At 60.1% G+C, this 14,067-nt stretch carries 11 protein-coding genes; 9 read left to right on the top strand and 2 right to left on the bottom strand.

Annotated features, from left to right (window positions below):
- Window positions 1-164: 164 nt before the first annotated feature.
- The 5 genes from AC1RT6_RS15255 to AC1RT6_RS15235 all read left to right on the top strand — a co-directional run bounded on the left by AC1RT6_RS15255 (window position 165) and on the right by AC1RT6_RS15235 (window position 5,365).
- On the top strand, window positions 165-2,261 hold the full coding sequence (locus AC1RT6_RS15255; protein ID WP_079445867.1) for a methyl-accepting chemotaxis protein: 2,097 nt from the start codon (window positions 165-167) through the stop codon (window positions 2,259-2,261).
- 195 nt (window positions 2,262-2,456) lie between these two features.
- The gene (locus tag AC1RT6_RS15250) at window positions 2,457-2,672 is read left to right on the top strand and encodes a CsbD family protein (RefSeq protein ID WP_079445866.1); all 216 of its coding nucleotides are present in this window, start codon (window positions 2,457-2,459) and stop codon (window positions 2,670-2,672) included.
- A 265-nt stretch (window positions 2,673-2,937) separates the two neighbouring features.
- On the top strand, window positions 2,938-3,705 hold the full coding sequence (gene trhO, locus AC1RT6_RS15245; RefSeq protein ID WP_079445865.1) for an oxygen-dependent tRNA uridine(34) hydroxylase TrhO: 768 nt from the start codon (window positions 2,938-2,940) through the stop codon (window positions 3,703-3,705).
- Window positions 3,698-3,910, top strand: coding sequence for a SlyX family protein (locus AC1RT6_RS15240; RefSeq protein WP_079445864.1), 213 nt, complete (start codon window positions 3,698-3,700; stop codon window positions 3,908-3,910). The genes trhO and AC1RT6_RS15240 overlap by 8 nt, the downstream gene beginning before the upstream one ends.
- Window positions 3,911-4,048: 138 nt before the next feature.
- Entirely contained in the window at window positions 4,049-5,365 is a 1,317-nt protein-coding gene (locus tag AC1RT6_RS15235; RefSeq protein WP_472791003.1) for a DUF3422 family protein, read from the top strand.
- Between the two features lie 41 nt (window positions 5,366-5,406).
- Here AC1RT6_RS15235 and AC1RT6_RS15230 read toward each other — a convergent pair whose 3' ends face one another.
- Window positions 5,407-6,399 carry an NAD(P)H-dependent flavin oxidoreductase gene (locus AC1RT6_RS15230; protein ID WP_079445862.1) on the bottom strand — a complete coding sequence of 331 codons (993 nt, stop codon included), beginning with the start codon at window positions 6,397-6,399 and terminating at the stop codon, window positions 5,407-5,409.
- A 330-nt stretch (window positions 6,400-6,729) separates the two neighbouring features.
- Here AC1RT6_RS15230 and AC1RT6_RS15225 point away from each other — a divergent pair, with 330 nt between their 5' ends.
- From AC1RT6_RS15225 to AC1RT6_RS15210, 4 genes are all read left to right on the top strand, one after another.
- Window positions 6,730-7,359, top strand: a complete 630-nt coding sequence (locus AC1RT6_RS15225; protein WP_244553421.1) for a DUF2478 domain-containing protein — start codon at window positions 6,730-6,732, stop codon at window positions 7,357-7,359.
- Window positions 7,360-7,583: 224 nt separating this feature from the next.
- Window positions 7,584-7,871 (top strand): hypothetical protein, encoded by a 288-nt coding sequence (locus tag AC1RT6_RS15220; RefSeq protein ID WP_079445861.1) that lies wholly within the window; start codon window positions 7,584-7,586, stop codon window positions 7,869-7,871.
- A gap of 761 nt (window positions 7,872-8,632) precedes the next feature.
- On the top strand, window positions 8,633-11,875 hold the full coding sequence (locus tag AC1RT6_RS15215) for an ATP-binding protein (RefSeq protein WP_079445913.1): 3,243 nt from the start codon (window positions 8,633-8,635) through the stop codon (window positions 11,873-11,875).
- A 258-nt stretch (window positions 11,876-12,133) separates the two neighbouring features.
- Window positions 12,134-12,952 (top strand): formate/nitrite transporter family protein, encoded by an 819-nt coding sequence (locus tag AC1RT6_RS15210; protein WP_079445860.1) that lies wholly within the window; start codon window positions 12,134-12,136, stop codon window positions 12,950-12,952.
- Between the two features lie 618 nt (window positions 12,953-13,570).
- Here AC1RT6_RS15210 and AC1RT6_RS15205 read toward each other — a convergent pair.
- Window positions 13,571-13,996, bottom strand: a complete 426-nt coding sequence (locus AC1RT6_RS15205) for a PadR family transcriptional regulator (protein ID WP_079445859.1) — start codon at window positions 13,994-13,996, stop codon at window positions 13,571-13,573.
- Between the last annotated feature and the right edge of the window lie 71 nt (window positions 13,997-14,067).

Below are 14,067 nucleotides of genomic sequence, written 5' to 3'. Positions count from 1 at the left end.
GCCGATTTGAACGGTTCATGTGTCGTACCGCGGGGCCTTCTCGCCACTCAGCCGCGCATCAAAGCACAACGTCCTAGCCCGTACTACAGCGACCAAACACCAGCCTCGATCAACTGAGAACGGTTGATCGGCGAAGAGTTCACCTGCATCGGAAGGATCCGAAAATGAAGGCGAAGATAAGCGTTACACTGCCCGCGATCGTCTCCGCGCTCGTCATGATAGGCGCACTTTCCGCCGGAATGTCGGCCTATCAAGCCTACGAACAGCGACAGCAATCTGAAGCATTCCTCGAAGTGAACCACATCTCGCAATTGCTGTTGCGAAGCGCGGGACAGTGGGCGGTGGAGCGCGGACTTACGAACGCGCCGCTGAAGTCTCCCGATGCGCTGCCCGCAGAACTCCGTCCTCAGATCGCCGAAACACGGCAAGCCGCCGATCGCGCATTTTCGGAGGCCGCTCAACTGCTGCGCGGAAATCCGGCGATGAAATCTGCGGAATCGAAAATCTCGGAGGCCGAGAGCGCTTTCCAGGGGTTCGTCGGATTTCGCACGCGCCTCGACGAGAATCTTCCCAAGCGGGGATCGGAACGGAACCCGGACGTCGTGGAGAGCTTCTCGCCGACCATCACCAAGCTGATTGACGTATCCGGCAACAGGCTGCGGCTCACTTTGGAAACGCTGACCCGCCCGCCTACAGCGGCCCTGACGCAATTGGTCAGCTTACGTCATCTGACTGCGCAGATGGCAGAGAACGCCGGAAGGGAGCGCGCGCTCTTCGGAGGGATGGTTGGCTCCCGCGCCAAGATTTCCACGACCAACTTGCGGACGATCGCTCGTTTCCGCGGAAATGTTGAGCTGGCATGGGAAACCATTTCACCGGCTCGTATGCGCGCCGACTTGCCGAGAAAAGTTGCTGATGCGATCTCGGGTGTCGAGAGAGATTATTTCCAGATCTACGGCCAGACTCGCGACGCCGTACTCGCGGCAGCCGAGACGGGTGAATACAAGATCAGCGGCAACGACTATGTGGCGCAGGCGACGACCGCGATCAATTCGATACTTCGGCTGGCCAATGCAGTCGGTGAAGCGGCCGACCAGGAGGCGGCCAAGGAGGCTGCAAACAGCTCATCCAAACTGCTCATCGCCGGCTTGATATTTCTGGGCTGTATCGCCCTCGCTTTTGTCAGCTTCTGGATAGCGTTCTCGCGAATCCTGCGGCCGTTGGCGGCGCTGACGACAGCGATGGGTGAACTCGCAAAAGGCAATTTCTCCGTCGTCCTGCCCGGGCTCGACCGCAAGGACGAAATGGGCGACATGGCGCGGGCGGTCGAAACCTTCAAGGTCAAGGCCGAGCAGAAGGCGCGCGATGAAGCGGAAGCCAAGATGCAGCAGGATCAACTTGCTGCGCAGCAGCGCAAAGCGGACATGCACCGCCTTGCCGATGGCTTCGAAGCGGCGGTCGGCGCAGTGATCCAGACCGTATCCTCGGCGGCGACCCAACTCGAAGATTCGGCGACCGCCTTGACCAAGACGGCCGAGCAAACCCATCAGCTGTCATCAGCTGTGGCAGCGGCTTCCGAGGAGGCAACGGTCAACGTTCAGTCTGTGGCCTCTGCAAGTGAGGAAATGGCGGCCTCCGTGAATGAAATCAGCCGGCAGGTGCAGGAAGCCTCGAGGATCGCAAACGACGCGGCGCAGAAGGCTCATAGCGCCGACCAGCGTATCAATTCGCTGTCGCAGGCATCCACGAAGATCGGAGACGTGGTTGAACTTATCAATACGATTGCCAGCCAGACCAATCTCCTGGCACTCAATGCAACGATCGAGGCCGCTCGCGCTGGTGAAGCCGGCCGGGGGTTTGCCGTCGTAGCGTCCGAGGTCAAGGCGTTGGCCGAACAGACCGCGAAGGCCACCGCCGAAATCGGCCAGCAGATTACAAGCATCCAGTCGGCGACTGACGACTCTGTCGATAACGTGAAGGAAATCGGGATCGTCATCGGAAAGATCGCGGAGATTTCTGCCACGATCGCTTCGGCAGTCGAAGAGCAGGCGTCGGCAACTCAGGAGATATCCCGCAACGTCCAGCAGGCTGCTGCCGGAACCTCAGAAGTTTCCTCCAACATTATCGAGGTCAGCAACGGAGCTTCGGTGACAGGCAGCGCCTCCACGCAGGCCCTTGCGGCGGCGAAGTCCCTGTCCGGGGACACTGGTCGTCTCAAGCAGGAGGTCGAGAAATTTCTCGCAACGGTCAGAGCTGCTTAGTCGGGGACGATATCCTCGATCCATAGCCGCATCTGGCGCGAACATGAATCATGAGCGGATCACCCTTTCGACCCGCTCATGGACCTCTCTTCTGAATTTCTTTTTGAATGCGGAACGGCACGTCCCTTTTCCACCGCAGGAACCCTTCAACGCATTGCACGTTATGGTGCAGGCTGACGTGAAGGAGAAAAACTTATGGGTTCCACTACCGACAAGATCAAGGGTACCGTCAACGAAGCAATCGGTAAGGCCAAACAGGGAATTGGCGAAGCGGTCGGTTCGGAGAAGCTTCAGGGTGAAGGCGCGATTCAAGAATTAAAGGGTAAGGGTCAGAACGCGCTTGGCGACGCCAAGGAAGCGACCAAGGACGCTGCTGACAAAGCAGCAGCCGCAATCAACAAGAAACTCTGATCTGACTAATCTTGATCCAACTAAAACGTGCGTCGCATTTTGACGTGAATGGCCGGCCCTTTGCGGGCCGGCTTTTTCTATGCGACGAAGTATTCCCTGACGGTCGAACGGCAACAGAACCTCGTATGCAACGGCCGTTGCAGATGGCAGCAGAAGACCGGTCTGCACGACGAAGCGGGACAGAAAGGGACATTATCCGCTATCGACCCTCTATTGAATTATTGCATGGGTTTCGCGACGCGGTGCTGGCTGCTAAACCCGCCCCATGCTCAAGGTCGCCGCTTTGTACCAATTTACGCCGCTGCCGAATTTTCGCGAGTTGCGCGAACCGCTGCGCGCGCTGTGCGCCGGGCGGTCCATCAAGGGCTCGATCCTGCTCGCTGCCGAGGGCATCAACGGGACCGTCGCCGGAATGCCGAGCGCAATCGACACGCTGGTATCAGAATTACGGACCGGCCCGCTGTTCTCCGGCCGGCTGAATAATCTCGAGCTGAAATTCTCGCATGCCTCGACGATGCCGTTTGCACGGCTGAAGGTCCGGCTCAAGAAAGAGATCGTGACGCTGGGCGACCCCGCGACCGATCCGACCCGCGCGGTCGGCATCTACGTCGGCCCGAGGGACTGGAATGAACTGATCGCCACGCCCGGCACACTTCTGATCGATGTCCGCAATGCCTTCGAGGTGGCGATGGGCAGCTTTGAAGGCGCTGTCGATCCGCAACTCTCCCGTTTCGGAAAGTTCAAGGATTTCGCCGCGCGAGAACTCGATCCGCACAAGCATCACAGGATCGCAATGTTTTGCACAGGCGGGATTCGTTGTGAGAAAGCAAGCTCCTACCTGCTGTCGCGCGGGTTCGGGGAAGTCTATCACCTCAAGGGCGGCATCCTGAAATACCTCGAGGACATTCCTGAAAGCGAAAGCCGCTGGCGAGGCGAATGTTTTGTATTCGATGACAGAATCGCTCTCAGTCACGGGCTGAAGGAATCCCGATCCCCGGACCAGATGATGGACGGAATGCCGCGCGATGACTGACAAGACTTCCGCGGACCGTATCGATGCGCTGGAGATGCGCGCAACGTACCAGGAGGAATCCATCGAGGCCCTGAATCAGGTCGTCACTGCGCAGTGGAAGCAGATCGACTCGCTGATGCGACAGATTGCCGAACTCGGCGAGCGCTTGCGGGAGGCGGAAGCCGGGCGGCCAGCCCCGGCTAGCGAGCCGCCGCCGCATTATTGAGGCGCGCGTGACCCGTTTGCTCCGGATCGCCGTTGATCGGCAATCGTTCTCGGCTTATCAGGAAGCGCAACACCGCGCATCGGTGCCGCGGTCGTTGCACCGTCAACAGAACAAGCGACGTACGCCGGAAAGGATCGCATGAGCGCGGAAGTCTCGATTGGGGACGCAGAGTCCGCCCGGCTTGCTCCGCATCCGCTCCGCACCGCGATTCTCGGCGAGCTCCATGCGCGGCCCTTCACGGCGCTGACCGTTCCCGCCCGAATTCTGCATTTCGCGTTCGACACAACCGGCGAGCGCGCGCAGATAGACCTCGCCAACCTCGCGAAATTCTGCTCGGCACGTGGCCTGCCCGTACCGACCGCCTCCGAACGGCACTATCGCGTGGCCTTCGGCACCACGACGCTGCGGTGGGAGCAGCATTCCGAATTTACGACCTACACCTGGGAATTGCACTCTCCTGCCGAGGGCATTCCGTTTCACCCGCCCGCCGCCGCGCTAGCTGCCCCAATGCAACTTGTGCCGCAGCCCGGGCCGTTGCTTGTGGCGATCGACATGCATGTGCTCGCCGACGGGCCCGCTGTTCAACCGCCAGAGCGACTGTTCGAGCGAACCAGTCTGGCGCTTGCCGAAAACAACGATGGCGCAGCGATTTACGCCACGGACTTCCAGCCCGACCCGTCCGGATTCGTGAAAATCCTGGTGGTCGACCGCAAGCTCAATCCCGATCGCGCCGGCGCGCTGGCGCAACGCGTGATCGAGATTGAGACCTATCGCACGCTCGCTTTGCTCGGCCTGCCCGAGGCGCAGCGGCTCGCGCCTTCGATCAGCGAGGTCGAGCAGCGCCTTGCCGAAGTGACCGACAAGATGCGCAATAACGGCAATCTCGCGGACAACCGCCACCTGCTCGACGAACTGACGGCGCTGGCCGCGGAGGTCGAGGCTGGCGCGGCGGCGAGCGTGTTTCGTTTCGGCGCCAGCCGCGCCTATTACGAGATCGTGCAGCAGCGGCTGACGACCATCGGCGAGCGGAAGGTGTCCGGTCTGCCGACATGGACGTCATTTCTGGCGCGGCGAATGGCGCCGGCTATGCGAACCTGCGTGACCACCGAGGCGCGTCAGGAAAACCTGTCGTTCAAGCTGTCGCGGGCGGCAAACCTGCTGCGCACGCGGGTCGATGTCGAACTCGAACAGCAGAATCAGGAACTGCTAAAATCGATGAACGCCCGCACCCGGATGCAACTGCGGCTGCAAACCACCGTCGAGGGGCTGTCGGTTGCGGCCATCACCTATTATGTGGTCAGCCTGTTCGGCTACGTCGCAAAGGCGCTCCATGAGTCCGGAACGGTCGCGATCGAGCCGGGCTATCTGACGGCGGGCTTCATTCCGGTGGCGGCGTTAACGATCTGGTCGATCGTGCGCCGTATTCGCCACAAGCACATCGGCCACGACAGCTAAGTTTTCGAAAGCGCCGAGACCACAGCCGATTCTCGAATCCGCTAAGCCATAGCCATTTTGCCGTCGAGCAGACCTGTCAGCCGCTGACGGATGATGCGCTCTGCACCGCCCATGATGCGATCGATCAGCTCCTTGCAGCTCGGCACGTCGTCGATCAAACCAACCGTCATGCCGCAGCTCCAGGCGCCGGCATCCAAGTCGCCTTCAACCATGACCTTGGGATAGATGCCGGCGACCTCCTCGATAATGTCTTCGATCTTGAGGCTCTCGCCTTTCTCCCGCTCGATCTCCATGAGTCTCTCGACCTTGCGGTTGTTCAAGACACGCTCAGTGTTGCGCAGCGCGCGCATGATCAGCCGGGTATCGCGTTCGGAGGCCGCGACCAGCGCCTTCTTCACGTTGTCATGCACCGGCGCCTCTTTCGTGGCTATGAAGCGCGTGCCCATGTTCATGCCGTCGGCACCGAGCGCCAACGCGGCGACCAGGCTGCGCGCATCTGCCATGCCGCCCGACGCCACGAACGGAATCTTGAGTTCGTCGGCGGCGCGCGGCAGCAGAATCATGTTGGGGATGTCGTCCTCGCCCGGGTGACCGCCGCACTCGAAGCCGTCGACGCTGACCGCGTCGCAACCGATCTGTTCCGCTTTCAGCGCGTGCCTCACGGAGGTGCATTTGTGGATCACCTTGATGCCGGCAGCCTTGAGCGCGGCCATGTACTGCTCCGGATTGCGGCCCGCCGTCTCGACGATCCTGACGCCGCCTTCCACGATCGCCTGGATATATTCAGGGTATGGCGGCGCGGTGAACGCGGGGAGAAACGTCAGATTTACACCGAACGGCTTATCGGTCATGCCACGGCAACGCGCGATTTCCTTCGCCAGCAGGTCCGGCGTCTTCTGGGTCAATCCGGTGATGATGCCGAGACCACCCGCATTCGAGACCGCGGAGGCAAGCTCGGCGAAGCCGACATAATGCATGCCGCCCTGGATGATCGGATGCTGGATGCCGAATAGTTTTGTAATGGCCGTTTTCACACATAGCTCCCGATTCGCTTGCTGTGGCGGACGCTCCGGCAAGGTCCCATTCTGTCATCAATCCGACAAGCGCGTTCCGCGCTGCTGACCACGCAAGGGCAGACAGACCCTTCATATGGGATCACTTGACAGGCCGCTTTGCGTCGGTTTCACTTGCCCTGATAGACCATTCCGTGGCCTGCCTGTCGCAATGAGGCAGCGTATTGCTGATCGTGACGCCGCTCTGAAACAGCACCAGCGGCTTTCTCCGCGCCGGAAAAAGCGCGGGCCGGGAAATGAGCAACGTAAAAAGAACCGAGCAGCGATCAAATCAAAACAAGAATTCAAGACATGGCTGATGCAGAAGAGGGAACGATGGAGCGGCGCCCTGCTCCCCAAATTTCTGCCGAGCATACGGACCCCGGCCTGAGGCCGATCGGGGTGGTGGCTTACGATGACGGTCTCGTCAGGGATGCTCTGATAGCTCAATGCGCTGCCGTTCTGATCGCTTCCAGCTACAAGCTCGGTGGCGTCGTCCAGTCAAACCCGCATCGGGAAGGCCGGCGTCGATGCGACATGTATGTCAAGGATCTGTTGTGCGGTGACGAGGTCAAGATCTCGCTGGACCGCGGTAACGAAGCAAGGGGCTGCCGGCTTGATCAGGACGCCTTCGCGCGCATCGACGCCTGGATCGAGCGCGCGGTGCTCGAACACGTCGATTTGGTGGTCATCAACAAGTTTGGCAGGGAAGAAGCGCACGGCCGGGGGCTGCGAGCGGTCATTGCCGAGGCCCTGATTGCCGATATCCCGCTTCTCATCGGTGTTTCCACGCAAAACCTCGGTGACTTTCTGGCTTTCGCCGGAGATTCAGCCACGCGTCTGAAACCCGACATCGAGACAATGACGGCCTGGTGCCGGAACGCGATTGAACGCCGGGCTCACGATCGATGCGAACCGGGACTTCCGTCGGTGGGAGCCTAGTCAAAAGCCCGATTGCAACGGATAGGCAACGACGGATCGGCAAAGAAAGGCTGCTGGCTGGATGAACTGGAAAAGGCTAGTCTCGAATCTGGCGCACCTTTGTTAGAGAGCGGACGGCGCCATGCCACCACCGGCCCGCGCCCAGAACGACTCCAAAGGCTCCAAACGGTACCAGACAAACAGCAACCTCTAAATTCTCTGACACAAACAGATGAAACGACGCGATGGATGATAAACAGATCCTCCAGAATGCAACTCGCAGTGCAGCCCAGGCGGGTATGATTACGCTTGTGTTCGAGAATTTTACCGCCCAACTGATCCGATATGTCCTCAGTGGGCACCTCCTCGATGATACGTCTCTCATGACACTCCGAGACAACTGCCTCCGCGACCTGAAGAACTCCACAATCACTGGAATGTCGTTGGAAGACGAGGCGGAGATCTTCAGGCAGGCCGTCGAAAACGCAGAGAAGCTACTCGATGCCGCGATCGCCCGGGGACGGGAGATCTAGCATCTGCGGCCGGTTCCGACCTCCATCATGATAATGGAGCGACGCATCGCCCCCAAAGGAACGACAGTTTGTCGGCCGTCTCGCTCTGCTTGCGGGATCGCAGCGGGCGCGTCCTCTTTCCTGGTCGTTCTGATTTCCAGCTAGCTGGGCACGTTGACGCCTTGGTTCCAAGCCCTTACAGACTCGAGCCCACGGGAAAATCTGATAACCGATGGAGCGCGGGGGCACGGAACGGCGGTAGCCTTGACCACGATTTTACCCGGCCTCCCGACATGGGGCCGACGCAAGCAAGGGCAGCCAGTTCGAACCGACAGCCCCGAGCTGAGGGAATGAAGAATGCCGTGAAATAGTGCTTGACTTCGAAAGCTCGTACGAGGCTTGCTCGGCGCTTACCGCGTCACGGTGCACACTATTGCTGTTATCGTTTCGCAGAACTCTAACCTAGCGGCTTCGGCCACTTCGTACCCGTGACGGCTGTGTACCCGTGACGGCTGTGGTGGTTTCGGGCTGGAGCGCTGCCGGTCCGGACTTGAACACCTGCCGGCGGACACCGACTTTGTACGACGCATGCTTCCAGCGATCGTTCGAATGCGGACCATGCCGAGAGCTTTTCACGAGGCGCCAGTCAAGATCTTCGCGCCGTCGGTACGGCGCTTCGGCGCGAATTCGACGATCGTCTTTTTGGCGGATGTCGCGGCCAGGTCGGATTTGTCCGACTCCACGACGATGTTATAAACTAGTTGTTCAGTGAGGTTTCCACGATGTCGGTATCCGTTAGCAGCACGATCGAGGAGATGCAGGCGGAGCGCAACGTGCTCCAAAGCTTTGCCAACGATCGCGCACGCGACTTCGTCGGCAGGCAGTCGGTCCTTGCGCGCGTCACCGACCTCTGTCTCTCCCCTGCCAAGGAGCTTTCCCCCACGAGGGAAGGCGCGCCATGGGGGATCTGCATCACCGGCGATCCGGGCTCGGGCAAGAGCGCACTGTTCGGCGAGCTTCTCCGCCGCATGAAGGAAACTGATGCCTTCGTTCTCGCCCATGCTGCGGAGGCAGCCCCGCGGGCTTCATCGATCGATGCCATGCTGCGCCGCTGGATTACCGAACTCGGCAGCGCCCTCGGCGCCGGCGATGTTGACCTCGCCGCCAATATCGACCCGGAGATTGTCGAGCGGGCTTTCGCCTCCCTGCTCGCGCGGATGGCTTCGCAACGGCGCGTGATTATCCTGATCGACGCGATCGATCAGTTCAAGAAGACCTCGCGCGGGAAGTTTACCACCTGGTTGCCACGGCTTTGGCCGATCAATGCGCGCGTGGTCGCAACCGGCCTTGCCGGAGGCGCCTCCAAGGCGCTGGCCGAACGTTCGGGCATGGAAGCGCTGACCCTCCCGCCACTGGAGGCGCCCGAAGCGATCATCGACGCGGTATGCAAACGCAACCAGCGCAAGCTGGCCTCCCCGGTGATTGACGCTCTGCTCGCGAAGAAGCATGCGGGCGGGTCGGCTTGGGCCAATCCGTTGTGGCTGATGGTTGCGCTCGAGGAACTCGAGCTGCTCGCTACCAGTGATTTTGCCGACATGCAGCGCGAATATACTGGCACTCCGGAGGAGCGTCGGCAGAATGCGATGCTGGATGCGGTCGGCGCCATGCCTACGGACATCCTGCTCCTCTATCGCGCAACATTCGATAGCGCGGCCGAGCTGTTGGGTCCGGCGATCGCGGCGGCGTTTATCGGTCTTCTTTCGGCAGGCCGGACTGGATGGCGAGAGAGTGACTTTCGTCAATTGTTGCCTCAGGTCAGCGGCGAAGCCTGGGACCAGAAGCGCTTTGCTGCGCTGCGCAACCTGTTCCGCGGCCAGATTCACCAGCATGGCGATCTTGCGCAACTGGATTTCAACCACGCTCAGGCGCGGGCTGCCGCCCGCTCGCGCCTTGCCGCGCTACGCGTCTCGAATCCCGAACTGCACCTGCTGATCGCAGATCACCTTCTGACGCTTGCACCCGGCGACCCGCTGCGGGTGTCTGAAACCATGATCCATCTTTTGGCAAGCAAGGACGATGTCCGTGCTGCCCGGTACTATGGCGATCCAGCGCTTGGCGAAAAGGAGCTGCGAGGCGCCACACAAGCGCTCGCTGATGCGATCATCTCGCCGGCTGCCGGCACTTCGGCGAGCGCGGCCCGAGAGATATGCCGTCTGCTTGAGAACCCCGATAATTCTGTCCGCGCAAGCGCGGCCGAGCGTTTGCTCGTCAGTTTTGACGATGTGGCGGGTCGGCACCTTCCTTCCGATGTTCGCCTGATCGTCCTGAATGCGATCGAACAAACGTTTCAGCAACTACTCCGCGCCGAACCCGACAATGCCGGCTGGCAGCGCAATCTGTCGGTTGCACATGATCGTGCCGGCGACGTGCTGGTGGCGCAGGGCAAGCTGCCTGAAGCGCTCAAGTCGTTCCGTGAAGGACTTGCGATCCGAGAGCGGCTGACGAGCAAGACTCCCGACAATGCCGGGCTGCAACACGATTTATCAATCTCGCACGAGAAGGTCGGCGACCTGCTTGCGGTGCAAGGCAAACTGGACGAGGCGCTGGAATCGATCCGCAAGCAGCTCGCCATTGTCGAACGGCTGGCGAACGGCGCCCCCGGCGACACCGATCTGCAGAGCGAGCTGTCGCTGTGTCACGAGAAGATCGGTGAAGCGCTGATGGCGCAAGGCAATCTTCCGGAGGCGCTGGGAGCGTTCCAAAACCAGCTCGAGATCACTGAGCGGCTGGCGCGCGGCGCCGACACCGACGACAACAAATGGCAACGCGATCGGACGCTCGCCTACGACCGCGTCGGCGACGTGCTGTTGGCGCAGGGCAAGCTGCCGGAGTCTCTCGAATTTTTCCGCAACGGGCTCACGATCAAGGAGCGGGTCGCCAAGGCCCATCCCGATAACACGAGCTGGCAGCGCAGTCTGTCAATCTCTCATGATCGTATCGGGGATGTGCTGGTCGCGCAGGGCAAGCTGTTCGACGCGTTGAAATCCTTCCGCACAGGGCTTGAGATCGCGCAGCAGATGGCACGCACCGAGCCCGAGAATGTCGGCTGGCAGCGTGATCTGTCAGTGTCGCACGCCAAGATCGGCGACGTGCACGTGGCGCAGAGCAGTCTGCCCGACGCGTTGAAAGCCTTCCATGAAGGGATGACCATCAGGCAGCGTTTGGCAAACGCCGACCCCGACAATGTTGACTGGCAGCGCGGCCTGGCGGTGTCCTACGACCGCATCGGCGACGTGCTGATGGCTCAGGACAACATGGCCGATGCGCTGAAGGCCTTCGAGGATCAGTTCGCGATTGCCGAACGACTAGCGCGGATCGACCCGGGCAACGCCGGCTGGCAACGCGATCTGTCTGTATGCCATGAAAAAGTTGGCGACGTGCAGATGGCGCAGGGCAACCTGCCCGAGGCGTTGAAATCCTATCGCGCGGGACTCGCGATCAGAGAGCGGCTGGCGCGCAACGATCCCGATAACGTCAGCTGGCAACGCAGTTTGTCGGTGTCACACGATTGTATCGGCGACGTGTTGGAAGCACAGAGCGAAGTGGAGGAAGCGCTGAAAGCCTTCCGCGAAGGGCTTGAAATCAGGAAACGGCTGGCGCAGCGCAGTCCTGATAACGTCGGTTGGCTGCGCGATCTGACGGTATCTTACGATCGTATCGGCGAAGTGCTGGAAGCGCAGGGCAATGTGGACGAGGCCGAGAAATCCTTTCTTGAAGGGCTTGCGATCATGGAGCGGCTGTCGCTTGCCGATCCCGGCAACGTCGATCTGCAGCGCGGTGTTGCTGTGAGCCAAGGGCACCTGGCGGAGATGTATCGCCGGTCCAACGACCACAATAACGCGCTGGCTGCGCTGCGGCAGGGACAAGCTGCCATGGAACGGGTTGTCATGCGCGCACCCGACAATGCCGGCTGGAAAAAAGATCTGGACTGGTTCACCGAACAGATTGCGACCTTGACGGATTAGTCGGTCCATCCTCCAGGTAAACAAAGATCAGCACGGCGCTTTGCAGCTGCGCTGGCGATCGCTTGCGCCTCGTTAAAAGCGCTCAATGGTTCTGCCCGCGCGTGGGATTCTACCCGCGCGTGTCGAGTCCGATTCGCGCGCGGCTACCCCGGCCTCGCCGTTGCACGATATACAGATATCTGATATGCATTTGAGTGATAACGGCGCTGCCTGAACGGGGCGGTGATCGGAAAAATCAAATACACAGGGGGGAACGCAATGGCCGATTATGCGAACGCCAGCGTTGTGATCGAAACGGTGCCGCCGTCCGATATGGGCGCCGCGATTGCGGCGGATGCCGCCAAGAAAGCTAAGTTCGGTACCATTCACCTACTCATTCGCGGCTTCTTGTGTACACCCTTTCTGGCCTATGGAGCCTGTGTGACCTTCGCCATGGTTGCAGCGGGCATACCGCTCGCGGTAGCCGGACTTGTCTTCCCGGCGGGCTACGTCACACTGAGCTTCCTCGGCCTGGAGATGGCGACGGGCAGCTTCGCGACGATGCCCATCGGCATGTACGCCGGGACGATTACGCCGTTCCAGTTAGTTCGTAACTGGACATGGACTATGGTGGGCAACCTTCTGGGAGGCATATTCTTCGGCTGGCTGCTGTGGTTCTCATTGACCAAAGGCGGGTCCATCGAGCCGGACAGCATGCTCAAAGTGATCGCCAAGACCGCCGAGAGCAAGGTGAGCTATATCCATTACGGCGCGATTGGCTGGTGCGCCGCCATTGGCAAAGGCGTCCTTTGTAACTGGCTGGTGAGCCTCGGGTCCGTCATGTCCAAAGCCACGCGCAGCACCCTGGGCCGGGTGGTGCTGATGTGGATCCCGATCGGGATGTTCTTCGCGCTGGGATTCGAGCACACCGTGGTCAACATGTGGCTGTTCCCAACCGCTATCCTCTCGGGTGCCAACGTGAGCATCTACGAGTGGTGGGTATGGAATCAGATCCCGGTCACAATCGGCAATATCCTGGGTGCGATGGTGCTCAACGGCACACTGTGGTACTTCACGCATACCCTGCAGAGGGACTAGAGCTTTTCCGCTTCTGATTCCGATGGAATCAGAAGCGGAACTCTATCTTATGTTTTGACGCGTTTTCTTTACGCGAACCGGCATCCACTTCGTTCGAAAACGCTATAGAACGATTGCCGATTGCATAGACCCGATCTGTGCTCTTGCAATATGCGCGGGGATGGCCGGTTCGAAGAACGATGTTGTTCGACCGCCTATGACCCGCGCATCCTGATAGTTCTCGAAAGAAGAATTGCGCGGTCAGCGCCCAGACATCTGTGATCAGAACAAATTGCGAGCTATGGCTGCGGGTTTCCGATCCGGCAGACAGCGTGAATCAGATCACAAGCTCCTTGAGACTCATCAACGATTCAGTTCGCTCGGAAAGGCTCTGGAGCTTTCAGAAGGTTGTCCGTCTGAACTGAACCGAGGAAGCTGAGGTTGCAAAGCTTCGATATCCTCGAGCCTATACAACATCCACAAGAATGCGCCCCTGACACCGAAAGGTCGAGCGGCTGGTGCCGAGCGTGATCGAAGGCGGCCTCACAAAGGCCGCGGCTGCGCTCCGTTATGCCGCGATCGTCCCCACCAACCCGTTCACTTCAAAGCGTCGCCGCGCCAGCTTCGTTTTACGCAAGGCTATTTCCTCGGCATCGCCGCACGGGCAAGGACATCCAGCAGTCCCTCCGTAGCATCCGCGTCGGCCTCCTTCTGCCTTTCCGCAACTCCGAGAGCCTGCCGCCAGCGGGTGACGCGCTCGCCGAGAGCCTTCAGACGATTTAGGACGGCATCGGCGCGATCACGATGCTGCTCAAGATAGGCGTGGCCTTCGTCCGTGATGGTGAAAAGTCTCGGAGGATCAGCAGATGCGGTCAGACAGCGCTCTTCCACAAGCTTGGCCAGCATCGGATGAACGACGTTGGGACCGGGTAAAAACCAGTCAGCCGTCATTTTCTCGATCGTTTGGATGACGTCGTAGCCGTGACGGGGCGCCTCGGAGATAAGTGAGAGCGCAATGAGACGCAGATCCTCTTCGGCCACACCCTTCGATGATGGAGCCGTCATTTCTATTCTCCGTGAAGATATCTTTGCTCGAAAGAAACCCATATTATGCTGTAACGCAAGATATTTCCTTT

Source organism: Nitrobacter sp. MLSD-S21 (genome assembly GCF_058809865.1).
Note: the sequence above shows the minus strand (reverse complement) of the source record. Positions and strands in the feature narration are given on the sequence as shown.